The sequence below is a fragment of the Microbulbifer sp. YPW16 genome, from assembly GCF_021290385.1.
Classification (GTDB): domain Bacteria; phylum Pseudomonadota; class Gammaproteobacteria; order Pseudomonadales; family Cellvibrionaceae; genus Microbulbifer; species Microbulbifer zhoushanensis.
Genome location: NZ_CP089928.1, coordinates 2,070,284 through 2,096,098 on the forward strand (window position 1 = coordinate 2,070,284; position 25,815 = coordinate 2,096,098).

The 25,815-nt window shown below is 58.9% G+C and carries 22 protein-coding genes; 15 read left to right on the forward strand and 7 right to left on the reverse strand.

Features of this window, described 5'->3' with window-relative positions; all coding sequences use genetic code 11:
• The first annotated feature begins 315 nt into the window (after window positions 1–315).
• Complete coding sequence (locus LVE68_RS08735) at window positions 316–1,566, forward strand: MFS transporter (RefSeq protein WP_233006645.1); 1,251 nt, start codon at window positions 316–318, stop codon at window positions 1,564–1,566.
• Window positions 1,567–1,834: 268 nt separating this feature from the next.
• Here the strand turns inward: LVE68_RS08735 and LVE68_RS08740 are convergent, their stop codons facing one another.
• Complete coding sequence (locus LVE68_RS08740; RefSeq protein WP_233006646.1) at window positions 1,835–2,341, reverse strand: transposase; 507 nt, start codon at window positions 2,339–2,341, stop codon at window positions 1,835–1,837.
• A gap of 292 nt (window positions 2,342–2,633) precedes the next feature.
• On the reverse strand, window positions 2,634–4,439 hold the full coding sequence (locus LVE68_RS08745; RefSeq protein ID WP_233006647.1) for an aminotransferase-like domain-containing protein: 1,806 nt from the start codon (window positions 4,437–4,439) through the stop codon (window positions 2,634–2,636).
• A gap of 305 nt (window positions 4,440–4,744) precedes the next feature.
• Here LVE68_RS08745 and LVE68_RS08750 point away from each other — a divergent pair, with 305 nt between their 5' ends.
• The gene (locus LVE68_RS08750; RefSeq protein WP_233006648.1) at window positions 4,745–6,595 is read left to right on the forward strand and encodes a serine hydrolase domain-containing protein; all 1,851 of its coding nucleotides are present in this window, start codon (window positions 4,745–4,747) and stop codon (window positions 6,593–6,595) included.
• Window positions 6,596–6,630: 35 nt separating this feature from the next.
• Here LVE68_RS08750 and LVE68_RS08755 read toward each other — a convergent pair whose 3' ends face one another.
• Window positions 6,631–7,623 (reverse strand): integron integrase, encoded by a 993-nt coding sequence (locus tag LVE68_RS08755; RefSeq protein ID WP_233006649.1) that lies wholly within the window; start codon window positions 7,621–7,623, stop codon window positions 6,631–6,633.
• A 323-nt stretch (window positions 7,624–7,946) separates the two neighbouring features.
• Between LVE68_RS08755 and LVE68_RS08760 the strand changes: the two genes are divergently transcribed.
• The 5 genes from LVE68_RS08760 (at window position 7,947) to LVE68_RS08780 (ending at window position 12,372) form a co-directional block, all read left to right on the forward strand.
• Window positions 7,947–8,435 (forward strand): hypothetical protein, encoded by a 489-nt coding sequence (locus LVE68_RS08760; protein ID WP_233006650.1) that lies wholly within the window; start codon window positions 7,947–7,949, stop codon window positions 8,433–8,435.
• Between the two features lie 519 nt (window positions 8,436–8,954).
• Window positions 8,955–10,511: a transposase gene (locus LVE68_RS08765; RefSeq protein WP_232940126.1), complete on the forward strand. Its 1,557-nt coding sequence runs from the start codon at window positions 8,955–8,957 to the stop codon at window positions 10,509–10,511.
• Between the two features lie 181 nt (window positions 10,512–10,692).
• Window positions 10,693–11,061: a lysozyme inhibitor LprI family protein gene (locus LVE68_RS08770; RefSeq protein WP_233006651.1), complete on the forward strand. Its 369-nt coding sequence runs from the start codon at window positions 10,693–10,695 to the stop codon at window positions 11,059–11,061.
• A gap of 141 nt (window positions 11,062–11,202) precedes the next feature.
• Window positions 11,203–11,694, forward strand: a complete 492-nt coding sequence (locus tag LVE68_RS08775; RefSeq protein WP_233006652.1) for a hypothetical protein — start codon at window positions 11,203–11,205, stop codon at window positions 11,692–11,694.
• A gap of 114 nt (window positions 11,695–11,808) precedes the next feature.
• Window positions 11,809–12,372 (forward strand): DUF6630 family protein, encoded by a 564-nt coding sequence (locus LVE68_RS08780; RefSeq protein ID WP_233006653.1) that lies wholly within the window; start codon window positions 11,809–11,811, stop codon window positions 12,370–12,372.
• Window positions 12,373–12,509: 137 nt separating this feature from the next.
• On the opposite strand, the gene fba is transcribed toward LVE68_RS08780, so the two are convergent.
• Together fba and LVE68_RS08790 are read right to left on the reverse strand one after the other, a co-directional pair.
• Window positions 12,510–13,574 carry a class II fructose-bisphosphate aldolase gene (gene fba / locus LVE68_RS08785; protein ID WP_233006654.1) on the reverse strand — a complete coding sequence of 355 codons (1,065 nt, stop codon included), beginning with the start codon at window positions 13,572–13,574 and terminating at the stop codon, window positions 12,510–12,512.
• Window positions 13,575–13,687: 113 nt separating this feature from the next.
• Window positions 13,688–14,851: a phosphoglycerate kinase gene (locus tag LVE68_RS08790; protein ID WP_233006655.1), complete on the reverse strand. Its 1,164-nt coding sequence runs from the start codon at window positions 14,849–14,851 to the stop codon at window positions 13,688–13,690.
• 205 nt (window positions 14,852–15,056) lie between these two features.
• Here LVE68_RS08790 and LVE68_RS08795 point away from each other — a divergent pair, with 205 nt between their 5' ends.
• The 6 genes from LVE68_RS08795 to LVE68_RS08820 all read left to right on the forward strand — a co-directional run bounded on the left by LVE68_RS08795 (window position 15,057) and on the right by LVE68_RS08820 (window position 23,096).
• Window positions 15,057–15,827: an alpha/beta hydrolase family protein gene (locus LVE68_RS08795; RefSeq protein ID WP_233006656.1), complete on the forward strand. Its 771-nt coding sequence runs from the start codon at window positions 15,057–15,059 to the stop codon at window positions 15,825–15,827.
• Window positions 15,827–16,024 carry a CPXCG motif-containing cysteine-rich protein gene (locus tag LVE68_RS08800; protein WP_233006657.1) on the forward strand — a complete coding sequence of 66 codons (198 nt, stop codon included), beginning with the start codon at window positions 15,827–15,829 and terminating at the stop codon, window positions 16,022–16,024. The genes LVE68_RS08795 and LVE68_RS08800 overlap by 1 nt, the downstream gene beginning before the upstream one ends.
• Window positions 16,025–16,144: 120 nt before the next feature.
• Window positions 16,145–17,515, forward strand: a complete 1,371-nt coding sequence (gene pbp4b, locus LVE68_RS08805; protein WP_255701173.1) for a penicillin binding protein PBP4B — start codon at window positions 16,145–16,147, stop codon at window positions 17,513–17,515.
• A gap of 110 nt (window positions 17,516–17,625) precedes the next feature.
• Window positions 17,626–18,024, forward strand: coding sequence for a globin (locus LVE68_RS08810; protein ID WP_233006658.1), 399 nt, complete (start codon window positions 17,626–17,628; stop codon window positions 18,022–18,024).
• 211 nt (window positions 18,025–18,235) lie between these two features.
• Entirely contained in the window at window positions 18,236–21,073 is a 2,838-nt protein-coding gene (locus tag LVE68_RS08815; protein WP_233006659.1) for a M16 family metallopeptidase, read from the forward strand.
• Window positions 21,074–21,521: 448 nt separating this feature from the next.
• Window positions 21,522–23,096 (forward strand): S8 family serine peptidase, encoded by a 1,575-nt coding sequence (locus LVE68_RS08820; protein WP_233006660.1) that lies wholly within the window; start codon window positions 21,522–21,524, stop codon window positions 23,094–23,096.
• Window positions 23,097–23,188: 92 nt separating this feature from the next.
• Here LVE68_RS08820 and LVE68_RS08825 read toward each other — a convergent pair whose 3' ends face one another.
• Together LVE68_RS08825 and LVE68_RS08830 are read right to left on the reverse strand one after the other, a co-directional pair.
• On the reverse strand, window positions 23,189–23,596 hold the full coding sequence (locus LVE68_RS08825; RefSeq protein WP_233006661.1) for a hypothetical protein: 408 nt from the start codon (window positions 23,594–23,596) through the stop codon (window positions 23,189–23,191).
• 30 nt (window positions 23,597–23,626) lie between these two features.
• Window positions 23,627–24,523: an SPFH domain-containing protein gene (locus LVE68_RS08830; protein ID WP_233006662.1), complete on the reverse strand. Its 897-nt coding sequence runs from the start codon at window positions 24,521–24,523 to the stop codon at window positions 23,627–23,629.
• Between the two features lie 162 nt (window positions 24,524–24,685).
• Between LVE68_RS08830 and LVE68_RS08835 the strand changes: the two genes are divergently transcribed.
• Both LVE68_RS08835 and LVE68_RS08840 read left to right on the forward strand, forming a co-directional pair.
• Window positions 24,686–24,916, forward strand: a complete 231-nt coding sequence (locus tag LVE68_RS08835) for a DUF350 domain-containing protein (protein ID WP_233006663.1) — start codon at window positions 24,686–24,688, stop codon at window positions 24,914–24,916.
• Window positions 24,917–24,918: 2 nt separating this feature from the next.
• Entirely contained in the window at window positions 24,919–25,731 is an 813-nt protein-coding gene (locus tag LVE68_RS08840; protein ID WP_233006664.1) for a transglutaminase-like domain-containing protein, read from the forward strand.
• Window positions 25,732–25,815: the final 84 nt, after the last annotated feature.

Below are 25,815 nucleotides of genomic sequence, written 5' to 3' on the forward strand. Positions count from 1 at the left end.
CTGCTTCTACCGCCCGATTCAGGTCGGGCGTTGGATCTGGCTTTATCTTGGATAATCCGCAGGAGGGTCGATAGGTCCAGATTCCGGCCGCGGATGAGGCCAGGGGATCCATATTGGGCCGCAGCGGCCCATTTTGTGCCATTGGCCCCATCGCCCGCTGCTGACTGGCACTATCGGCGAACGGGCCATGGGTTAGCTTAGGGCCAGTAACGCCGTAAACTGTCAGCTGGCGGAAGCGGCTTCCCGGAACTGTCCTGAAATAACGGAGCAGGCCGGGGCTAATAACTATTTTCTGAGACCCTTCCCGGAGAGCCCATGAGTCACAATGCAGATAGCCTCACCGAGCAGAGGCAACCAGCCGTTGCCACCGGACCGCTTCCCACTGGACTGCCGAAGGCTGCGGCTGACGGCTGGATCGCCAGCCTGTTACTGGCCTTCCTGTCATCGGCCGGCCTCTACTATGTGAACATTTTCCCGGTGATCGTGGACTCATTGATGGCCGGGGCCGGCCTGTCAGCGGCGCAGGCGGGGGAGATCACCTTTGCCAATACGGTGGGCGCGGTTATCGGGGCATTCACCATTTCGCTGCTGGTGCGGCGGATTCCCCGCTGGAAACTGGCCGCCACCTGCCTGCTGGCAGGCTCCATCGGCATGGACCTGCTGACCATCAGCCTGGCGAACATCGAACTGCTGAAACCACTGCGGCTGGTGCATGGAATGCTGGGCGGTGCGTTGGTGGGACTCGGGTTTGCGGCGATTGCCCGCAGTGGCATCGCCGGGCGTGCCTACAGCATGGTGTTACTGGTGCAGTACACCGGCGGCGCCATCGGCCTGCTGGTACTGCCGGGACTGGTGCAGCAGCATGGCACCTATGTGCCCTTCTATGCCCTGATCACCTTCAGCGCCATCACCCTGGCGATGCTGCCGTTTGTTGCGGACTACCCCCTGCCGAAAGACGCGGACAAGAGCCTGCTCCCTACTGATTCTGAAGTTGAGACGGCAATCGCAGAAAAGAAAGCGTCCATGACACCGATGCTGGTTACGCTGGTCGCACTGTTCTGTTTCCAGTTCGCCAACATGTCCCTGTTCGCCTTTATCTTCGACCTGGGCAAGTCATTTTCCCTGCCGCTGGACTTCATCAGCCAGACCCTGTTCTGGGCCAACCTGATTGCCATCGGCGGCGCGGCCCTGGCCGCCTATACCGGCCAGCGTTTTGCTCTGGCGACGCCCCTGGGGATCGCCCTGGTGATTACCCTGCTGGGGCTGGCCATGTTCGCCTTCAGCGATATTCCGCTGGTATTTATCCTGGCCAATATTGCCACCGGCATGACCTGGGCTTTCTGCGTGCCCTACCTGCTCACCATGGCTTCACGGTTTGATACCGCCGGGCAGATGGGGGCGTTCGGCGGTTTTGCCTCCAAGATGGGGCTGGCCTGCGGGCCCCTGGTAGCAGGGCACTTTGTATCGGCGGGGGGCAGCTATACCCAGCTGGTGGGCATTGCCTGTGTGATGATCGTGCTGTGCATGGCGGCATTGCCATCGGCCGCACGACTTGATCGCGCGTGAACCGGGCCCCGGGCGCACACAAGGTGCGCCCCCTCCACCTTAAATCCCCACCCGCAGGGACCGATCTTGTTTCGGCCCAAACACCAGGTTTTTCCAGACCAGGGCGCACACGAGGTGCGCCCCTACATCAGGAAATTCCCATCCGCAGGGGCCGATCTCGTATCGGCCCAAACACCAGGCCCTTCCGGGCCCGGGCGCACACAAGGTGCGCCCCTACATTTGGAAATTCCCACCCGTAGGGGCGGACCTTGTGCCCGCCCGTTTCCTTTCAGGGCTCAATATACAGACTATCCAGCTCCCATTTGGCAGGATTATTCTGGATATATTCACGTACAAACGAGAATTCTGATTCATCGCGGATGATGCGATCGAAGAAACTGCGCTGCCACAGGCGCCTCTCGAATCGGGGCCAGCCACAAGCCCTGACACCGGCAATATAGCTGTTGGTGGTAAATGACTTAAAAGCCTGGATGACCCTGCTCACGGTAAATGCCACCGGGCTCTTGTCACCCGACTCTCCAGCGGGAAACAGAAAAATGCCGTGTACGTGATTGGGCATTACCACAAACTCATCCAGTTCCAGGCCGGGGAACCGCTCTGGTAACCCCAGCCAGTGATCCCAGATCATTCGGCCCGCGGCAAGCAACGGCAGGCCCTCAGTTGCAATATCGGCAAAGAGGCAGCGTCGATCCTGGGTACAGATCGTGATGAAATAAGCACCAGCGCGGGAATAATCATAGTCCCGTAAACGCAGTCGGCGACGTCGGGCATCCATGCCTGACTCCTCTGGTTCCGCGTAGCTCGGGCGCACACAAGGTGCGCCCCTACATCTAATATTCTGACCCGTAGGGGCCGATCTTGTATCGGCCCAGCCACCAGGACCCTCCGGCCTGGGCGCACACAAGGTGCGCCCCTACACCTGAAAATCCTCACCCGTAGGGGCCGATCTTGTATCGGCCCAGCCACCAGGACCCTCCGGCCTGGGCGCACACGAGGTGCGCCCCTACACCTGGAAATCCCCACCCGTAGGGGCCGATCTTGTATCGGCCCTTGGCTGCCGACAGGGGTTACTGCTGGGCCAGGATACCGGTATCGATCAGCTGGCCCTCTTCACTGAACCACTTGATCCGGTGTTCCTCCGCCACCACATGGAAAGCGGCCTTGCGGCCGTAGGACCAGGTGCGCCACTGGCGCACCCACATGTCCCCGTCCAGCCACCAGCGACCGGTATCGGTCTCATCCACGTCGACATCATTGCGTGAATAACCCTGCAGGGTACCGTCGGCCAAAACCTGGATCCGGTAGGACTCACCCAGCGTATTGGTGCCCAGGATAATCGCCCCCGGGAATTCCGCCTGGATATCCGCGGCGGACAGGTGCCTGCCGGTGGCGTTGTCCAGGGTTTCCTCGTTTTGCGACAGCTCACCATTGATCAATTGCGCGAGGATGCTGATACCGCCCTCGATGCGGTCAGCCTCGATGGCCGAAAACCCGATCCGCAGGGCATTGAACTCCCGCACCACCTCCAGCAACAGGCCCTGCTGCTCTGCCTGCTTCTGCAGCTGCTCCGCGTCGATACTATCCGGCAGTTCCAGCCAGCAGGCCGTGCCACAACTGGCACGACGCACCAGCAGCTTGGGCAGGTGGTGCATCAGGGCCTCGCCCAGCGCGGTCCAGCGTTCCCTGAGTTGCCGGGTAATGCGGAAGGTGGCGGCGTCCAGGTGACCGGAGGCCACGAACTTGGCCAGCAGCCGCTGGTTGATGGCCGGGATCCGCTCGCGCAGGGTATAGCGCAGGGCCCGCAATCTCTGGATCACTGGCTTGGGCGCCACCACAAAGGCCAGTTGCATGCCCGGGTCTATGACCCGGGGGAACTGGTAGAGGTAGATGACCGACTCGCCGCCACCGAGACTCTTCAGGGGCGGCAACGGATTGCCGTGGTAGCAGAACTCGTGCTCGCAGTCATTCTCGATAACCACTGCGCCCTGCTCGTTTGCCTGTGCCAGCAACTTGCGCCGCCGCTCGAGGCTGGTGGTCACGGCAGTGGGGTTGTGGGCATTGGGTTGCAGGAACCAGCAGTCGCTGCCTGTCAGTTGCGATCCCGGGTTGGGTCCGTCACGGTCCTGCGCCAACCCCAGCAGGCGCACCCCGGTGCGGCGGAAAATCTCCTCGGTTTCACTGCAACCGGGCAGTACCATGGCCAGGCTGCGCCCGGCGCCCATAAACAGCTCGCCAATCAGGTAACAGGCCTGGTGCAGGTCGCTGGCCAGCAGCACCTGGCCCGGATCCACATAGATCCCGCGCCGCGGCAGCAACCGTGTACAGATCTGCTCGACCAGTTGCCGGTCATCCTCGTTGCCGCCGAGGGTGGCCCACTGGGCAACCTCGCGACCGGTATAGATATCCCGGGTGCACTCACGCCATTCGGCGCCCGGGAACAGTCGTGGGTCATACTCGTTGCTGACAAACGGGAAGGGATACTGGAGCCAGTTGGCCGGGCGGGACCTGAGCGCCCGCCGGCTGACGGAAACCGGGTTACACCGCTCGCGCCAGAAGGCCCGGTCCGGCTCGGAGCCTTCGCCCGGCACAGTGGCATCGCCGGGGCTGATAACCCCCTGGGTCTGCACACTTTCACTGACATAGAAGCCACTGCGCTCACGGGTCACCAGGAAACCGTCATCGACCAGCTGCTGGTAGGCCAGCACCACGGTGTTGCGGGCAACCGCCAGCTGCTCCGCCATACGGCGCGATGACGGCATCCGGTGACCGGCAGGAATACTGCCGGAGAGGATACCCTGAATGATTTTTTCGCGTATCTGTGCCTGCAGCCCCTTGTCGGCCTGCGGGTCCAGCACGATAAGTGATTCCGCCATGGAGTTATTATTCTGCTGTGCCGACGCCGCCAGAATCGCGGCGTTGCGGGCAAGTTTCCTGTAACGATAATGCCCCTAAAGCCGCAGATTGCGCAAGTTTCAGCCCGGTTACCAATGACCAAAAATGCAACTGGCCCAATAACAATCACGCAGCTGGCGCTAACAAAACCCTGTAAATTGAGGCAGCCTGTCGGTGCTCTGTGTCCTGCAGCACGCAGCCCCGGGTCGAAGTACCGGAGACTTTCCCCTCCGGGGACCGGGGTCGCGTCGCTGCCCTTCCGCACCAATGCCCGAACAGGCCGCGCATGGTTCCTGCCTCGCCAAAAACGTATTCCAGCCTGCGCCCGACCTGCTGGTGGGTGCTTCTGCTGGCGATAACCTGCCACCCCGGCGCAATTTCCTATGCTGCCGGAGAGTATGGCAACAGGCCGGAAGCCAGTGGTGAAGTCCAGCGCACGCAACTCCGCTTTTCCACCCTTGTTGAAGGCAACACTCCACTGCCCCTGCTGGATTACCGTCACTATGCGGTTCCTGACAATGCAGCCCCGCCCGGCAATCACTTCACGGGCAGGCTGCAATTATCTGGCGAAGCTACCGGTGGGAATTTCCGCAAGCACCGCGACCGCTTCGACTATACCGGTGACGGCGACGCCCCACGCAAACACCTGCCCGAGTTCGATTTCGAACTGGTACAGAGCGGCAGCCACATTTTTCCGCTGGAGCGCGGCTCAGTGGCCGGCGCCCACCCGGACTGGGAATTTATCCTGGCCCCGGGGCGCGTATGGGATGAGCAGGGCGATCGCGGTTACAGCCGGGTAGCCTTGCCCTTCGCATTACAGGAGAGAAATGCCAACTGTATTCACAACGGCGTGATGACTTTCCTCTTCCGGGATAACGGTGACATCTCGGATGCTGCCTACCAGATCGCCGGTGAAACCTGTGCCTATTACCAGATGGACCTGTGGGGAAAACTCGCAGCCACTTATACGCGAGCTGAAATTCCGGGAGCGGACCTGCATATCCGTGATTACCGGGCGGAAATACGGCGACGCCTGCCGGTAAAACCACTGGCGGAACTGGGCAAGGACTTCCCCGGTAGCGACCACCGGGCATTCTCCGCACCTGCTGGCAAGGACCCGGCCGCCCTGTCGCTGGTGGGCTATGTAATCGACGGCATTCACTACACCGGCGGCTGCCAGACCCGCCAGGGCCAGTACCCCTACTGCGATTCACTGGTGGTGCCGTCCTATTCCGTGGCCAAGTCGGTCTTTGCCGGCGGCGCCCTGATGCGGCTGGAACGTAGATACCCCGGCAGCTTCCAGCAACCGGTCGCCGGGCTGGTGCCGGAATGTGCCGCCAGTGAAAACTGGCAGGGTGTCAGCCTCAATGACCTGCTCGATATGGCAAGCGGCAACTTTGCGCAGGCGGGGTTTATGGAGGACGAACAGGCGGAACATACCGACGGCCTGTTCCTGTCCACCAGCCACCGGGAAAAAATCCACTACAGCTGCAGCTACTACCCGCGCAAGGGAGAACCCGGTACCGACTGGGCCTACCACACTTCCGATACCTATATCCTCGGCACCGCCATGAATACCCTGCTGCGCCAGCATGAGGGACCGAACAGCGATATTTTTACCGACCTCCTGTACCGGGACCTGCTGGCCCCGCTGGGCCTCAGCGCCACCGCCGCCCATACACGCCGCACTTACGACCAGAGACGGCAGCCCTTTACCGGCTGGGGCCTCTACTGGTTGCGGGACGATATCGCCAAAATCGCCCGCTTCTTCAACGACGCCAACAACAGCCTGCTTGCCCCCCACCAACTGGCTGCCGCGCGCCAGCAAGACCCGGCCGACCGGGGCCCGGAGCTGGGCCCGGGCAGCCACTACAACAATGGCTTCTGGGGACTGGAGATTGGTAAAAACCTGAAGGGGTGTGAGGACGAGGTATGGATACCGTATATGACGGGTTATGGTGGCGTGGTGGTACTGCTGCTACCCAATAACAGCATCTACTACTACTTTGCCGACGATGATACCTACGACTGGCTGGCTGTAGCCAGGGCAGCCCATAACATACGCCCGCTGTGCCCGGGCGCGACCCCGGGTGCAATACAAACCACCGCAACCCCGTGGGGGCAGCACGTCCAGTAGGCAGCAGGCCTCACCCCGCGACGGCCCCGGGCATGTCATCCCAGCCGGTCTACCGGGCTCACCACACCACTGCCAGCCCTATCGACCACATGGGTGTAGATTTCCGTTGTCCTGATATCGGAATGGCCGAGCAACTCCTGGATCCTACGCAGGTCGCACCCGGATTCCAGCAAGCGGGTGGCAAAGCTGTGGCGAAATGCATGGTTGCGGCCGGGCTTGTGAATACCGGCCCGGCGCACCGCAGTGCGAACCTGACTGGTCAGCGTGGACGCATGCATATGGTGGCGACGCATCACCCCGGCAGCGGGATCGAGCTTGAGTTCCCGCGCGGGGAACAGGTATTGCCACCCGGGATCCGTGGCGGCGGAGGGATACTGCCGGGCAAGGGCATCCGGAAGGTAGACCGCACCATAGCCGTCGTCCAGGTCCTGGGCATGCAACCGCCCGACCCGGCGGATTTGTTGCTGCAGGCGCGGGACCAGGGATGCGGGCAACAGCGTTGTGCGATCCTTGCCGCCCTTGCCGGCCCGCACAAAGATGTTGTGGCGGGCGAAATCGATATCCATCACCCGCAGGGACAGCAACTCTGCACTGCGCAGCCCGCTGCCGTACATCAGCTCCACCTGCAACCGGAACACACCCTCCAGCTGTTCAAGAATCGCGGCGACTTCCGCTGCACTGTATACCACCGGCAAGCGCCTCGACTGCCGCGCCGATCGATAGCGCAACAACTCCAGCTCCCGACCCAGGAAGCGCCGGTAAAGGAATACCATGGCATTAAGCGCAACCCGTTGCGTATTCACCGAACAGTGCGCATCCACCGCCAGGTGGCCGAGAAAATCCTCCACCTCCGCAGCCCCCATGTCTTCGGGATGGCGCAACTGGTGAAAGCGGATAAACCGCTTTACCCAGTGTACGTAAGTCTGTTCCGTGGAATAGGAAAGACCGATACGCCTGATCAACAGGCGCAACCGTGGCACAAGCCGTTCGCGGCTCTCGGTAGGTATATGATGGCGGATATCGTCCATGATGCAGCCACTTAACTGTTTATTTGTACAGCATATGGCCGATTAGACGCCGTCAAGGCGGGGATCAGGAGATACGTCGCGTATCCACACGGCACATCTGGCAACTGATTGACTTTGAAAGGGTTACTCTTAGCATCAGTAGACGCAGCACTCTGGCAGATATAGGTTCAGTTGCCGTAACTACCGGCAAAACGATATCTACAACGCTCTAATACATTGAAAATAAAAGACTTATTCTTTCCTGTACAATTTTCGCGCGACAAATAGAGCCGGGGAGGATAGAAGGGTGCGTCCTTTGAATTAACTGTTATGCATAGGCGAGCATGGAAGCACTAATTAGAGAGCTGATATTCACTGGCAACATTGTTCAGGATTCTGATGAGTCTGTGCCTTGGCCAGAAAGAGAGAATCGATTCAATAGGTATATTGAGCTTCTTGATTCAATAGACGGGAGCGAAGGTTTGCCTGTTGCTAGGGCTTTAATTCAATCAATGCAGTCTGACGATGATTATGGAGCCTATCAGACCACCCAAGCAGCGCTGGGGAAGTTCTCGAGCAAGGAATATATAGAAGCGCTAACTCTAGAACTGCCGCCAATGATAAAGAGAGGCTCAGAATGGGCAGGCGAGCTTCTGTGTAGCCTGGCCAATTCAGTGGGTACGCAGCATGAGGCTGATATTGCTCTATTCATAAGAGCACTCAACGAGCTGCCTGGCGAGGATAAGAACACCATTTCCCGATATATTGAGCAACAAGAAGAAGGTGGGTGGCTTGCGCACCGAAAAGGGGTATTGCGTGGCATCAATGCATAACAAGGCCAAGCAAGCAGGGACGCCTTACAGGCGCCCCTGTTGGCAACGTTATATGTCTAAGCTAATTTCGTAATTTTTAGGACTATTTGAATAACAATGAATATGAATTTGGCATTCTTTCCATACTTCTTTCTGTTTACATCAGTGCTCCCCGCGGTACTTGCATTCTGGGTGGCACGTAAGCAAGGTCGTTCTTAAGTAGCATGCGCATTGGTGGCGCTTGTACTTGGCCTAAGTTGGGCTGGCGGCTGGCTGTACCTGGCGGTTCTCACCCTTTTGTCACCGAAGTCGGCTGAGACCTAAGGCCATATAACAAACACGGGCAGTGAAGCTCCGGCCCTTCGGGCCTCCGCGGGACGGCTTACCTTATGCACATTTTGCGCGGTCGCTTCGCTCCCATTATTGCGCAAAACGTACATAAGGTAATCCGCCCCTGCCGTGGGCGTTCTGGCTGTAGAAAAACTCTTAAAATATAGTGTTTTTTGATAGAATTGGCAGGTCGAAAAGGGGAATCCCGCCATGCCAAACTTCAAGCGGTACAATTACAACCAGGACGCGATGGTTGTGATCAATTTCGAAGAGCAATTGCAGCCGAATACCTTCGAATTTACCCTCCACCACCTGATCGATGACCATATCGACCTGTCTGCCTTCTACGAAAAGTACCAGAATGACGCCGGTGGTCGATCGGCTTACGATCCCGCCATTCTGTTAAAGATCATCCTGTTCGCATACTCCAAGGGCATCACCTCCAGCCGCGAGATCCAGTGGCAATGTGAGCACAATATCATCTTCAAGGCGCTTTCCTGCGATTCAGTGCCGCACTTCACCAGTATCGCCAGCTTTGTCAGCAGTTACCCGGATGCGATCGAGTCGATCTTTGAGCAGGTACTGATGGTATGTGACCAGGAGGGACTGCTGGGCAACGAGCTGTTTGCGATTGATGGTTGCAAGATGCCGTCGAATGCCAGTAAGGAGCACTCCGGTACATTCAAGGAACTCGAGCAAAAGCAGGCCAAGATCCGCAAGAAGATCCGGCACTGCATCAAGGAACACAAGAAGCTGGATGGCCGCAAGCCCGCCGAGCGGGAGCGCAAGCAGCGACTGGCGCAGGCGACGGATACGCTCAAGCAGCACTTCGAGAAGATAGACAAGTTCCTAAAGACGCAAGCCCCAAGGATGGGGCAAGGCAAGACCCCGAAAGAAGTCAAAAGTAATATCACCGACAATGAGTCGGCCAAGATGACCACCAGCAAGGGCACCATCCAGGGGTACAACGGTGTCGCCGCAGTGGACAAGAAACACCAGATCATTGTCGAGGCGCAGGCTTTCGGCGAGGGCCAGGAATACCATACGCTCAAGCCCATGCTGGATGGTCTCACCGCACACTACCGGAAAGCCGGCATCCATCCGGACATCCTCGCCGATGGCACCATCGTGACCGCCGATACTGGTTTCTCCAACGAGGGCAATAATGCCTATCTGAAAGAGGAAGGCATCAACGCCTATATCCCCGACAACCAGTTCCGCTCGCGGGACAAGGCGTTCGCCAAACAAAAAGAAAAGTATGGCAAGCGTCATCGCGATACCCTGGTGGGCGTCAAGCAGGTGATTCCTGCCAGGGAATTCACCTTCGATAAGCGCCGCAAGACCTGTATCTGCCCAGCCGGTAAAGAACTGCTTCTCTACAGGGAGGAGCAAGTCAGTGAGGGCAAGCGCAAGCTGTTCTTTGAGGGCCGCCTGACTGACTGCCGCCACTGTCACCTCAAACACCAGTGCATGCGCAACCCCGGTTCTGCCGATACCCGCGACGGCCACGGCCGGCAGGTGTCCACCACCTGGACCAATGGCCGCACGGCGACCGACTGGATGAAAAAGCGCGTCGACAGTATCGCGGGAAAGACGATCTATAGTCACCGGATGTCGGTGGTAGAGCCGGTGTTCGGTAATATTGGTACCAATAAACGGCTAGGCCGTTTCTCTTTACGTGGTCGTGAGAAGGTCCAGGGGCAATGGCGTATGTTCTGCCTGGTGCATAACATTGAGAAGTTGATGAGATACGGGGCGATCCACTGATTCACAGGGATATCCACACTCGTCTGCGCAAAAGAGGCCCTTAATACGTGCAATGAGTGATTATGTAAAACGGATGTGTTTAAATCGTGATCATTAAACTTATAAGAAAGAGAGCCGATGGGATATCAGGTTGTCATCCTGTTTTTCTACAGGCTCGTTAGGCTATGTGAAGGGAAATACTATGAACGCAATGACTCGCATCATGCTATTAATTTTTGCATGTGCTTCTTCATACGCTATTTCCGAGGATTCCGCGGATTCTTGTACAGCAGAGAACGGCGGCGCTATGGCAGCAGGGCTCTGTATTGAAGGCATGTTAAAAAAGGCAGATGAAGAACTCAACATGGCCTATAAAGCGGCCATTGAAAGGATTCGAGAAGAGGATAAATATTTAAAGCGTAATCTTGAGGAAGAGTTTAGAATATCTCAAAGAGCTTGGTTGAAATATCGAGATGCACATTGCAGCTTTGAGGGAGAGAGTACCGGCGCAGCAGGAGGCTGGTCAGGCATCCATATCTCAGAATGCATTCTCGATATGACAAAACAATGAACTGAATACTTCAACCAAGTCTTCTGGGGTTAGCCAGACAAGCGCCTCTTGCCGCCCTTTCGGGGCTCGGACGGTATTTCCGCTGCTTCGCAGCTCCAAGTCCGCCACAAAACCGGATGTTATTTGGGAAATCACTGAATCATGAAGTATAAGTTTCTTTTGTTGATAGCAGTACTTATAAGCTTTGACGCCAATGCTCAACATAGCTTGGCTCGTGAAATTCATAGAGTAGATTCAGAAAATGGTATTTTAAGTGGAAACTATTCTCTTGAAGAACGTGAAAAAATATTTAATGCCAATAATACTGAAGAAATCAAAGAAATTTTGAAAAGCCATGGGGACTTAGAGTTTTTCTCGATTGCGGAGGCTGGAGAAATATATTTTGTAAGAAATAGCACCTTTTGGAGTGGCGCAACTGGATCTTCTTATACTGCATTTTTGTTCAATGGCAATAATTCAAAGCTCATTATTCCACCAAGTGAATCTCTTGGGGATATCATACTATCTGCTCGGTTAGAAAATAAAGACATTGTAATCATGACCAGGTCTTACAACTCTGCCTTACATCAGGATGAGCTCTGGAGGTGGGTTATTAATGGAAAGAAAATCACATCCGAAAAAGTAAACGGATAAGAAATTCATAACAAGCGCATGCTGGTCGCCCGTTGCGCGGCCCAGGATATTCGCCCAGCTGCGCTTCACTACGGCCACCAATGTGGTCGTTAGAGCGAGCACCGAAAATAAACCATGGTCTGGAATCTCTTTAGGAAAAAACAGAAAAACGATCAAAATAGGGATCTGGTAAAGCTATCTAGAGTATTGGCCTATTCTGATCCGCAATTACACTCTTTTATTGAAAGATTCATACAGTTTAGGCGTGAATTTCACGCCATGCATGGCGGGTTAAAACAATTCCGGGGTATTGATGTATCTGGCCTTACTGATACTGAGTGTGAGTATCCTGAAGAGGATGTATTTCAAGGATTCCTTGAATACTATCAGGATTCTGGAAATCTATTAATCGCAGATTGGAGTTCAAGCATTTCTGATCTAGAACCTGAAATTAATGCGCTATTTTGTAAGCATTCAATTCCCAAGGTGTCTGATTTTTCTGCTTTTCATATTGAAGAAAAAGATCACCCGAATAGGATATTTGAAAAATTAGCGCCGCATGTGTCTAACTCAGGTAAAAAGCTGATCGGCCTGCAAATTCATGAAGATTCGCATAACTGTGCTATCGTGCTAGAAAACCAATTCTCAGAAATCAAGAACGTGGAATTTGAGGATGGGGTATGCATTTTTGCGTGGTAGCTCTAGCAGGCGACCGCAATCCCCCCCAATAAAATCAAAAAAGCCCGCACATTAGCGCGGGCTTTTCCTTTCGCAGCAAGCGAATTCACAGCATCAAAAGAACTGCCACGGGGCCGCTGGTGCCGCCCCGCAGGTGTTTATTTGATCTTCGGCTCCAGCTCGCCGGCCTCGTAGCGCTGGTACATGGTCTCCAGGCTCACCGGGCGGATCTTGCTGGCGTTGCCGGCGGTACCAAAGGCCTCGTAGCGGGCCTTGCAGATGTCCTTCATGGCCTGGGTGCTGGCCTTGAGGAATTTGCGCGGGTCGAACTCGGACGGGTTCTCGGCCAGGAAACGGCGCACTGCACCGGTGGAGGCCAGGCGCAGGTCGGTGTCGATATTCACCTTGCGCACGCCGTGCTTGATGCCCTCGCAGATCTGCTCCACGGGCACGCCGTAGGTTTCCGGGATCTCGCCGCCGAACTCGTTGATTACCTTGAGCCACTCCTGCGGTACAGAGGAGGAACCGTGCATCACCAGGTGCGTGTCCGGGATACGCGCGTGGATTTCCTTGATGCGGTCGATGGCCAGGATGTCGCCGGTGGGCGGGCGGGTGAACTTGTAGGCACCGTGGCTGGTACCGCAGGCGATGGCCAGGGCATCCACCTGGGTCTTCTTGACGAAGTCGGCGGCCTCTTCCGGGTCGGTCAGCAGCTGGTCGTGGGACAGCTTGCCCTCGGCACCGATGCCGTCTTCCTCACCGGCCATGCCGGTTTCCAGGGAGCCCAGGCAGCCCAGTTCACCCTCGACGGATACGCCGCAGGCGTGCGCCATTTCCACCGCGCGGCGGGTGACGTCGACGTTGTACTCGTAGGAAGCCGGGGTCTTGCCGTCTTCCTGCAGCGAGCCGTCCATCATCACCGAGCTGAAGCCCAGCTGGATGGAGCGCTGGCATACGGCCGGGCTGGTGCCGTGGTCCTGGTGCATCACCACCGGGATTTCCGGGAATTCCTCGATCGCCGCCAGGATCAGGTGGCGCAGGAAGGGCGCACCAGCGTATTTGCGGGCGCCGGCAGAGGCCTGCACGATCACCGGGGAGTCGGTTTCTTTCGCCGCCTCCATGATCGCGCGCATCTGCTCGAGGTTATTGACGTTATACGCCGGCACGCCGTAACCATGCTCGGCGGCGTGGTCCAGCATTTGGCGCAAGCTAATCAGTGCCATGGAAAGTACCTTTGGTTTTGTTTTGACATCTCTGTAAATGGTTCCCCGATCTGCGCCGGGGTAACACTCGGAAACTCACCGGGTCGAGCTGTTCGACCCGGTTTCCAAACAAATTATTCAGCGGCGCGCTCTTCCAGGATCGCCACTGCCGGCAGGGTCTTGCCTTCCACATACTCGAGGAAGGCGCCACCGCCGGTGGAAATATAGGAGACCTTGTCGGCAATGCCGTACTTGTCTACCGCCGCCAGGGTGTCGCCGCCGCCGGCGATGGAGAAGGCATCGCTCTCGGCAATCGCCTTCGACAGGCGCTCGGTGCCGCCGCCGAACTGGTCGAACTCGAACACCCCCACCGGGCCGTTCCAGATGATGGTTTTGGCATCCTGCAGGATCTCTGCCAGCCTGGCGGAGGAGTCCGGGCCGATATCGAAGATCATGTCGTCGGCGGCGACTTCATCCGCGGACTTGGTCTCGGCGGCTGCGGACTCGCTGAACTCCTTGCCGGTCACCACATCCGTGGGCAGGGGGATCTCGCATTTCTCCATCAGCGCGCTGGCGGTATCCACCAGGTCGTGCTCGCACAGGGACTTGCCCACCGGCTTGCCGCTGGCGGCGAGGAAGGTGTTGGCGATACCACCACCCACGATCAGCTGGTCGACCTTGTCAGACAGGGTCTCCAGCACGCTGAGCTTGGTGGAAACCTTGGAGCCGCCCACGATCGCCACCATCGGGCGGGCCGGCTTGGCGAGGGCCTTCTCCAACGCATCCAGCTCCGCGGCCAGCAGGGGGCCGGCGCAGGCCACCGGCGCAAAGCGGGCCACCCCGTGGGTGGAGGCCTGGGCGCGGTGGGCGGTGCCGAAGGCGTCCATCACGAAGATGTCGCACAGGCCCGCATAGGCTTTGGCCAGCTCCGGGTCGTCCTTCTTCTCGCCCTCGTTGAAGCGCACATTCTCCAGCAGGGCCACGTCGCCCGCGCCCAGCTCGACCCCGTCGCGCCAGTCCCCGATGACTGGCACCTCACGGCCCAGCAGCTTGCCCAGGTGGGCGGCCACCGGGGCCAGGGAGAACTCATCGGCATACTCGCCTTCGGTGGGACGGCCCAGGTGGGACATCAGCAGTACTTTCGCGCCGGCGTCGACAGCGGCCTTGATGGTGGGCAGGGCCGCGCGGATGCGCGCGTCCGAGGTCACCTCGCCCCCCTTGATCGGTACGTTCAGGTCCTCGCGAATCAGCACACGCTTGCCCGCCAGGTCCAGATCCGACATCAGTTTGACCGCCATCGCCAATCCCCTCTGCTGTTTTGTGAAATGTTGCGGTGAGATAGAAAAGTGGGCGCGGATTATATCAACAGCCGGGCTCCGGTGCCGACCGCTGCGCGCCTGATAACGCTGTCAAAATCGCCCGTTTCGCCCTGAGATTGCCCCCGGCCGGGCCCAGTTCATACTATGGACACAGTAATGACCAGCCAGGCGACGGAGATCCAGTATGGCAAAGCGGCAGAAAGTCACCTTCCCGGGCGGCAACGGCAACCCCCTGGCCGGCATCATGGAGCTGCCCGAGGAGGGCCACCCGCGGGCCTGGGCCCTGTTCGCGCACTGCTTCACCTGCGGCAAGGACGTGCTGGCGGCCTCGCGCATTGCCCGGCGGCTGGCGGACCTGGGCTGCGCCGTGCTGCGCTTCGATTTCACCGGACTGGGGGACAGCGGGGGCAACTTCGCCGATACCAACTTCAGCTCCAATATCCGCGACCTGCTCAGTGCTGCCGAGTTCCTGCACCGGGAGCATCACCCGGTAGACCTGCTGATCGGCCACAGCCTGGGTGGCGCGGCGGTATTGGCGGCCGCCGGTGATATCGAGGAGGCCCGGGCCGTGGTCACCATCGCCGCCCCGGCGGAGCCGGACCATGTGATCAAGCAGTTTGCCTGTGCCCTGGACGTGATCGAGACCAGGGGCCAGGCGGAGGTGGACCTGGCCGGGCGGCCATTCACCATCAAGAAACAGTTCCTCGACGACCTGGAAAACCACGAACCGGACTATATCCACGAGCTGGGGCGCCCCCTGCTGATCTACCATTCCCCCCGCGACAGCACCGTGCCCATCGACGAAGCGGCGGATATCTACAACCGGGCCATGCACCCCAAGAGCTTTATCAGCCTGGATGACGCCGACCACCTGCTGACCCGCAAGGAAGACGCCGACTACGTGGCGGAGACCCTGGCCGCCTGGGTGTCACGCTACCTGCCGGAGGGACGCTGATGGAAGCGCTGCAGGAATATGACGCCAGCTGCCCTTATTGTGGCGAACCCATCACCCTGCTGCTGGACCTGTCTGCCGGCTCGCAGTCCTATATCGAGGACTGCCAGGTCTGCTGCCGACCGATCTCGATCTCTGTAGCAGTAGACCCGGGCGGCGACTTCTCTGTTGCACTGCAGGACGAGGACAGCGCGGGCTGAGCGGCTGCCCATCTTGACGCCCTCGCAGCGGCGACTCAGTATTACCAGAATTCCAAGCCACAAGAATAATTTATCCCGGGCGCCCCTGAGCGACCCGGTACCAATAGCCGAGGCCTGCCCATGCTTCTATCCCCCCAGCGAGCCCGCCTCGTCACGGCCGCCTTTATTACCGCCGGGCTGGCCGTACTGCTGGCATTACCCGTCACGGCATCAACGGCCGCCTGTGACTACCCGACCCTGGAGCGGGCCGCGACACCGGAAGAGGCCGGCTTCTCCACCGCCGGGCTGGCCGCGGTGGACCGCCTGATCGAGGCCGATATTGCCGCGGGCTTTCCCGGCGCCGCGCTGGTGGTGATCCGGGACGGCCGCGTCGTAAAGCAGTCCCATTATGGCTACCGCAGGAAGTTCGAAGGGCACAGGCCCCTGGACAAGTTCGAGAAAGTCCGGGCCGATACCATGTTCGACCTGGCCTCAAACACCAAGATGTATGCCACCAATTTCGCCCTGCAGCGGCTGGTGAGCGAGGGCCGGCTGGACCTGGAAGCCCCGGTGCGCCGCTATGTCCCCGAATTCGCCGACCGCGAGGGGGACCCGGTGACCGGCAAGGCCGGGCTGCGCGTAGCGGACCTGCTGCACCATACGGCAGGCTTTGCGCCCGACCCGCAGTTCCACAACCCTGCGGTATCCGGGGAACTGTTCTCCCAGGAGCGGGACAAGACGCTCGGCTTTATCCCCCTGGCACCACTGCGCTACAAACCGGGCTCCCGGACCGTCTACAGCGATACCGACTATATGCTGCTGGGCCTGGTAATCGAGCGCATCACCGGGCAACCCCTGGATACTTACGTGGAGGACACTTTCTACCGGCCACTGGGGCTCAAGCGCACGCGCTTTGCGCCGCTGGAGAAGGGGTTCGTGCCCGACGACTTCGCGGCGACCGAGCTGCTGGGGAATACCCGCGACGGGGTGATCGACTTTCCCAATATCCGCACCCATACCCTGCAGGGGGAGGTGCACGACGAGAAAGCCTTTTATTCCATGGCCGGGGTATCCGGCCACGCGGGGCTCTTCTCCACCGCTGCGGACCTGGCCGTGCTGCTGCAGGTGATGCTGAATGGCGGCGGCTATGGCGATACCTGCCTGTTTGACGAAGCCGTGATCGCCAGCTTTACCGCGCCGTCGCCACTCGACCCAGGTTACGGCCTGGGATGGCGCCGCAACGGGACAGACGGCATGACGTGGATGTTCGGCAACGGTGCCAGTGGCCAGGCCTACGGCCATACCGGGTGGACCGGCACCCTCACCGTGATCGACCCGCAGTACAACCTGGGCATTGTGCTGCTGACCAACAAGAAGCACTCGCGCCTGCCGGATCCGGAAAACAACTCCAACCGTTTTGCCGGCGACGGCTTCACCACCGGGAAATACGGTGGTGTGGTCGAGGCCATCTACGACGCACTCCTACCTCTGGAGGCCGCAGCCAGGCATTGACGCAAGCATCCCGTCGCGACGTATCGCGCTTCCCGAAATTTACCGTTGGGTATAGAATCGCGCCGCCCGGCATGAGGCGGGCGACTTTTAATGACCCGGGGGATTTACGGATGGACACACCCGACAGCGATATCGTTTTCCAGAGCTATGGGCGCTGCTGCAACAACCCGCAGTTCTTTGTCGATTTTTATGATCGGTTTATGGGCAGTTCCGACGATATCCGGGCGATGTTCCGTGACACCGACATGCCCCAGCAGCGCCACCTGCTGCGCAACGGCATCATGCAGCTGATCCTCGTGGCCCGGGGCATGCCCGACACCAAGCTGCGTGCGCTCGGCGACAGCCACTCCCGTTCCGGCTACAACATTCGCCCCGAGCTCTACTCGGTCTGGCTGGATGCACTGCTGGCCACTGTGGCCCGCCACGACCCGGAACATACCCCGGCTATCGACGGTGCCTGGCGCCGCGCGATCCAGCCCGGCATCGACCTGATCCGCAACGCCTACTGATCACCAGCCCCTCGCCTGCGCCTGTTTGCCACGCCCGGCCGCACTTTGTATAAAGGTGGTCGGGAGGCAAGTCCCTGGCGCCCCTTCAAGCTGCACGAAAGTGCCACTCCAGGCCCGATTTATTCACCCGCCTGGCTGGACAGCGTTTGTCGGTAATCGGCCGCAGCGGCTCGCGCTCCCGGAACCAATAGCTAATAAAAAAGGAACCGATATGAAGATTGTACGGCCCCTCTGGGTGCCGGCGGTGCTGACACTGGCACTGGCAGCCTGCGGCGATCCCGGGCAGCCCCAGTCGCAAGTAGCCAAAAGCACTTCCGCCCCGTCTGACACTCCCGTTACCACCCCTTCGATCTCCACCGAATCCCTGCGCATCTCCCACGAAAAATTTACCCTGCCCAATGGCCTGCGGGTAATCGTGCATGAGGATCGCAAGGCACCGATCGTGTCAGTGGGAGTCTGGTATCACGTCGGTTCCAAGGATGAAAAGCCCGGTCGCACCGGTTTTGCCCACCTGTTCGAGCACCTGATGTTCAACGGCTCGGAAAACTACAACGACGAATTCTTCAAGCCGTTCGAGAAAGCCGGTGCCACGGGTATGAACGGCACCACCTGGCTCGACCGCACCAATTATTTTGAAACAGTGCCGTCCAACGCATTGGACATGGCCCTGTGGATGGAATCCGACCGCATGGGCCACCTGCTGGGCGTGATCACCCAGGAAAAACTGGACGAACAGCGCGGCGTAGTACAGAACGAGAAACGCCAGGGACAGAACCAGCCCTACGGCAAGGTCTGGGAATATATGCAGAAGGCGATTTTCCCCGAGGGCCACCCCTACTCCTGGACCACCATCGGCTCCATGGAAGACCTGAATGCCGCTTCACTGGAAGACGTGCATGAATGGTTCAAGCAGTACTATGGCGCTGCCAATACCGTGCTGGTACTGGCTGGTGATATTGATGTGGAAACCGCGAAGAAAAAAGCCAGCAAGTACTTCGGCCATATCCCGGCCGGGCCGCCGCTGGCCAAGAAAGATGCCTGGATTGCCAAGCGCGACCAGTCCAAGCGCGAGACCATGTACGACCGTGTGGCGCAGTCGCGTCTCTACAAAGTCTGGAACGCACCCTACATGGGGCACGAAGACACCAACGCACTGTCGCTGGCCGCGGCTGTGCTGGGCGATGGCAAGAACTCCCGCCTGTACAAGCGCCTGGTCTATACCGACCAGATCGCCACCAGTGTCGATATCAATTTTTATGAGTTTGAGCTGGCATCCGTTTTTCAGGTGGTCGCAGATGCCAAGCCCGGTGTCGACCTGGAAAAAGTCGAGGCAGCCATCGAGGAAGAGCTGAATACCTTCCTCGCAGAGGGACCCACTGCCGAGGAGCTGGCCCGGGTGAATATGTCGGAGTACGCCGGTGCTGCGCGGGACCTTGAGCAGGTGGGCGGCTGGTCCGGCAAGGGCGTAATTCTGGCGCGCGGCGAGCTCTACCTGGATGATCCCAATGCGTTGCTCAAGGCCATTGACGAGAAACAACAGTTGACCCCGGCGGCCGTGAAATCTGCTGCGCAGGAGTGGCTCAGCAGCGGCGACTACAACCTGGAGGTGCACCCCTTCCCGGATTACAAAGTGGCGGAGCAGGACGTGGATCGCTCCAGGCTGCCGGACACCGGCGAGTTCCCCTCGGTACCCTTCCCCGAATTGCAGACCACTGAACTCTCCAACGGCCTGAAAGTGGTGCTGGCCGAGCGTCACACCACGCCCGTGGTGAATATGCACCTGATGTTCGACGCCGGCTACGCCGCCGACCAGGGCAAGAAGGCCGGCACGGCCGGTTACACCATGTCGATGCTGAAAGAGGGCACTACTGAACTCAGCGCCCTGGAGCTGAGCGCACGACAGGAAATCCTGGGGGCGCGGATCTACGCCAATACCAGTATCGACAGTTCCAACGTGGGTCTCGATGCCCTGACCAATACCCTGGATGAATCGGTTTCCCTGTTTGCTGATGTGGTAATGCGTCCCGCCTTCGACGAGGAAGAGGTCGAACGCAAGCGCGGTCGCTGGCTGGCGATGATCAAGCAGGAAAAGACCCAGCCGGTACAGATGGCACTGCGCACCCTGCCGCCATTGCTGTACGGGGACGGACACGCATACAGCGTCCCGCTCACCGGTAGCGGTACCGAGGAGTCCATCGAGTCACTGACCCGTGAGGACCTGGTCCAGCACCACCAGACCTGGATCCGTCCCGATAACGCCACCATGGTCGTGGTCGGCGATATCACCATGGAGGCACTGACGGAAAAGCTGGAAAGCAACTTTGCCGACTGGCGCGCCCCGGAATCCCCCCTGCCGCAGAAGAACCTGGCGCAGGTGGACCATCCCGAGCAGTCCCGCGTCTACCTGATCGACAAGCCCGGTTCCGAGCAGTCGATGATTATCGGCGGCCTGCTGGCACCCTCCGAGAGCATTCCCGAGCGGGAGGCGCTGCATATGATGAACGACATCCTCGGCGGCACCTTCACGGCGCGGATCAATATGAACCTGCGCGAGGAAAAACACTGGGCCTACGGGGCTTACTCCTTCTTCTCCGGCGCCAAGGGCCAGCAGCCGATGATGGTCTATGCCCCGGTACAGACCGACAAGACCAGCGAGTCACTGGCGGAACTGCGCAAGGAGTTGCGGGCCTATGTCAGTGACGAGCCCGCGCAGGCTGACGAGCTGCAGAAGCTGAAGGACAAGCGGATCAACGAACTGCCCGGACGCTTTGAGACCATCAATGCGGTCACCATGCAGGTGGCCAAGATGCTGAAATACGGCCGGCCACTGGATTATATGGACGGCTATGCGGAGCAGATTCGCAATATCGAGCTGGACATCATCAATACGCTGGCCCGCCAGACCATCAAACCGGACCAGTTTATCTGGGTGGTGGTAGGCGACCAGGAAAAAATTCGCCCGGGCATCGAGGCCCTGGGAATTGGTCCCATCGCCGAACTGGATGTGGATGGCAAGCCCGTCGCCGCAGCGGCAGCCGGCGGGCAGTAAGCCGCACCGGATTGACGCTCTTTAACGAAAGCCCCTCCCCGAGGGGCTTTTTTTATCGCGCCCATTGCTGGAACGGTATGTACCAGTCACTACCGTACAAATGCGACAAGCTGTGCATTTGTACCATCTGCGACTAACAAATCATATTTGATTTACTGCCCAATAGACGCGTACGTCTGTACTAACTAAATTCGAGGGCTGACACCTCCTAGACGGTTCAGGGCCCCTATCCCGTATGAATTCGACGGCAAACAAGGCGCCAATTATCAGTTTTGGTAGTCGCTTCACATAAGCGAAACAATTCCATTGCCGCACAACCCCGAGCTGCTACTTTTCCAAGTCTCTGCTCACGCGTGCCAGTCATCCTGAGCAACGCAGTACAGTGGTCCCGGCACCGGACAGAGTGATTACACGATAAGAAAACAGCAGCCCATCTGGAGCTCGATTCATGAAGAAGATCCTACCCACACTGCTCGCCAGTGCCGTCGCCACAAGCGTCGCCGCACAGGCGGGTGCCGCCGAAGACCGCTATATCATCAAGTTCAAGGCAGGCAAGAGCGCTGAAGCGAAGGCGCAACTGAACAAGGCCGGCGGCCGTACCGCCCTGGCGCTGGACAAGCGCAACGCGGTAGCCGCGATGCTGTCCGACAAGGCCCTGCAGGCCATGCAGAACAACCCCAATGTGGAGTACGTAGAAAAAGACGCCAAGCGCTGGCTGATGGCCCAGGAAGTGCCGTTTGGCATTCCCATGGTGCAGGCCGATATGGTCGCCGATGACATGGCTGGTAACAGCACTGTCTGTATCATCGACTCTGGCTACGACATCTCCCATGAAGACCTGTCCGGTAATATGGTCACCGGCACGAATGACTCCGGCACCGGAAACTGGTACGAAGACCAGAACAGCCACGGCACCCACGTTGCCGGCACCATTGCCGCCATCAATAACAGCACCGGCGTCGTGGGCGTAATGCCGCACGGCAACGTCAAGCTGCATATCGTCAAGGTATTCAACGCGGATGGCTGGGGCTACTCCTCCTCGCTGGTCGCGGCAGCTGACACCTGTGCCGATAACGGTGCGAATGTGATCAACATGAGCCTGGGTGGCACGCTGAAGTCCCGCACCGAGGACCAGGCATTTGCCGACCTGTACGCCAACCGTGGCGTCCTCTCCATCGCCGCAGCCGGTAACGATGGCAACACCCGCCACTCCTACCCGGCCTCCTACGACTCGGTCATGTCCATTGCCGCCATCGACAGCGACAAAGTGATCGCCGACTTCTCCCAGCAGACTGACCAGGTGGAACTGGCCGGGCCGGGCGTCGACGTGCTTTCCTCTGTACCCGTGGGCAGCGCAGTTGTCAGCTCTGTCACTGTCGGCGGCAACGCAGTTGACTCTGCCGGTATGGAAGGCAGCCCGCTGGATAGCGCTGCAGGCTCACTGGTCGATTGCGGCCTGGGTGAATCCGCCTGTACCGATGCCGCCGGTGAGATCTGCCTGATTTCACGCGGTAACATCAGCTTTGCCGACAAAGTCCTCAACTGTGAGGCTGGTGGAGGCGTAGGTGCCATCATCTATAACAACGAGCCCGGCATGCTGTACGGCACCATGGGCGAGGTGGTAACCAGCATTCCTTCTGTCGGCATCTCCGACACCGATGGCGCTGCACTGATGGGGCAGCTGGGCGCAGCGGGCACAGTCGCTGTAGAGCCGGGTGATTACGCCTACTTCAATGGTACCTCCATGGCCACCCCGCACGTAGCTGGTGTCGCTGGCCTGGTCTGGAGCCACTACCCCAACTGTGCACCGGGTGAAATCCGCGCGGCGATGAATGCCACAGCGGAAGACCTGGGCGATGCGGGTCGCGACAACGCCTACGGCTACGGCCTGGTGCAGGCCAAGGCCGCGTTCGACTACCTGGCGGCGAACGCCTGTACCGGTACCAACCCCGGTGACGGCGGCTCCGGTGGCGGTGGCGGCGGCAACGGCGGCGGCAAGGGCGGTGGCCCGAAGAATCGCTAAGCCGTAGCTTTACTCACAGGTGAAAAAGGGGGCCCATGGCCCCCTTTTTTATTGCTGTCCTGCTGCATATGCAGCGGGCCTGTCGGAAACTGTCAATCTTCCTCCAGCACCGCCTCGCGCTGCTCCTCACGCAACTGCTGCAGCCGGGCGCTGGACTCTTCGGCGGAATCCTTTTCCGGTGCCACGCTTTCCACGTCCCCGGCACCCGCCTCCAGCTGCGCACGGATGGCTTCCTGCTCGGCGGAATAGTCCGGATCCAGGGAGAGCTTGGGCGCATTGCTGCTGAAGCCCGCCAGTACCCAGACACCAAAACCCAGCGATAGCACCCGGATAATAAAGGACCGGTCGTAGAGCAGGCGCTGCCAGTTACCGGGCCCGGCAATGCGTATCCGCGCAATGATCGCCAGCAGAAGAATCACAATGGCCAGCACGACCGCCCAGGTCGCAAGCCCACCAAGCACGGATACCAGCCAGTTGGAAATCTGTGAATTGTACTGCATACCAACTACTCCCGTTTTATAAATACTGTTTCAGCGATCGCGCCGGGCAGTCTGGCGCACCTGGTCATTGAAGACTGCCTGCTGCAGGCCAATGGTGCCCAGGGCTTCAACCGGCAGGAATACTTTGTTCTCGGACTCCGCCATTTTGTCCAGCACTTCCAGGGTCCGGTAGGCCAGGTACTTGTCTGTGACCGACTTGGCCAGCAGGTCATTCACCTCTTTCTGGCCAATGGCCTTTTCCCGGGCGATGGCCCGGTTCATTTTCTCCCGCTCCAGGTCGCGCTCCATCTGGATTTTCTGGATTTCAAACTGGGCTTTTTCCTGTTCAATCAATTCACGCCGCTCGGCCGCGCGCTCCTTGGCCTCGGTGATCACCTTGGGGAACTGCACGTCCGCCAGGCCCAGGCGCTTGACCTGGATGGGTGTGCCCTTGAGGGCATCACTGACCTCGGAGAATAATTCCTGGCTCAGCGCCTCCCGGCTGGAGGCGATTTCATTGATCGAGTACTTGGCGACCACACGACGCACCACATCACGGATTACCGGCTGGGCATAAGTGTTGTAGACGTTATTGACGGCGATATTGTCCTGTACCGGTGGGATACGATCGAAAATATTGTCAATATTTTCCCGGCTGATGGCCCCGGTCATGCGAATATCGAAGCTCATGTTGAGCTGGTCCTTGGGCATGAACAGCTTGAAGCGCTCTTTATGGCCAAAATCGGCAATCGCCAGGGTAACCAGCTTGTCGCAGTAGAAGAAACACGGATCCAGGCGAAACTTGGATGGTGGTACTGTTTCTGGCTTGTAACCATTCTTGGTCAGGATCTTGCCCACATGTGCCGGTGGCACCTCCACCCGGTCCCCACAGGCTGTCAGCAACAGTGCCCCGAGCAGGCCAAGAGCGATCATAATCGGCCGCATCATCTTTCCCCCAATTCCCTGAAAATCAACGATTATAAATGCCGGCAAATATCCGGCTGGTTTAACCGGTATATACCGGCTTTATTTCAAGCGCCCCAGGATGAAGCGCGGTGGATTATATGATTTAATTCACGCTCGAAACAATTACGGGATGTTACACCCAAGATGGAACTGGAATTTCTGACTGCCACCCTTTTTAACCTCGGCATTAACCTGCTCTACACACTGCTGGCGCTGTTCATTGGCATCATTGCCTTGCTCGCCATCGACAAGAAACTGCTCAAGCACGTGGATATCGAGGGCGAACTCAAGAATGGCAATATAGCCGTGGCCATCTTTGCCTCCACCATCCTTATTTTTGTCGCCCTGATTATTTCTTTTGGCCTCAAGGGCTAGTCATGCGCAGCTGGCTTCCGATCCTACTGATCGCAACCGCAATGGTGCTGCCGGAACTGCTTGTGCGAGCTGAACGGGATGTGCGCGAGCCGCCGGTAGACCCGGAGCTACACTACCAGCTCTCGCTGGAAGAGGGTGGGGACCAGCGGGACTCTCAGCGCGGCCAGGTCCGCGTCACTGGCAGTAGCCAGCCCATTACCGAAGCACTGATCCAGAAAATGGTGGCCAGGCGCACAGAGGCCGAAAGCGCTTATGTTTCCATCTGGAACTGGCAGGGCTTCTCCAACGTGACAGCCTCCGCGCGGGGACTGGACAGCAAGCATCATTTCGCCAACAGCTACCTGGTGGGCTTCCAGCCGTTCGAAACCGACAAGCTGTGGGTGCCACTCTACAGTCTCGCCACCCGCAAGCAGTACCAGTATGACCACCTGCAGTATGCCGGACTGTCCGATATCTGGCAGACCTCGCGCCAGGCCTATTACCAGCCCCGCGGTGACTGCGAGGACCACGCCATACTGCTTGCTGACTGGCTGATCAACCTGGGCGTGGACGCCCGGGTCGCCATGGGCACCCACAAGGGACAGGGGCATGCCTGGGTGGTGGCCATCGTTGAGGGTCGCGAGTACCTGCTTGAGGCCACCAGCAAGCGCCGCCATGCCAGTTGGAAGGCCATGCCCCTGGCCGCACTGGCCGAGGGTTATGAAGTCGAATTCCAGTTCAACCGCGATTTTTTCTGGGCCAAGAAGAGCCCGGCCCCAACCCGCCGTTATCGTGGTGATCACTGGGTGAGGAAATCCCGCTTCATACGCGGCTGAACAAAGAGCTCGCCCCGCATACCCGGCCTCCTTTCAACGCCTGCAGGCCCTCCAACTGCCCCTTGGCACACTTCATGCTTCGCA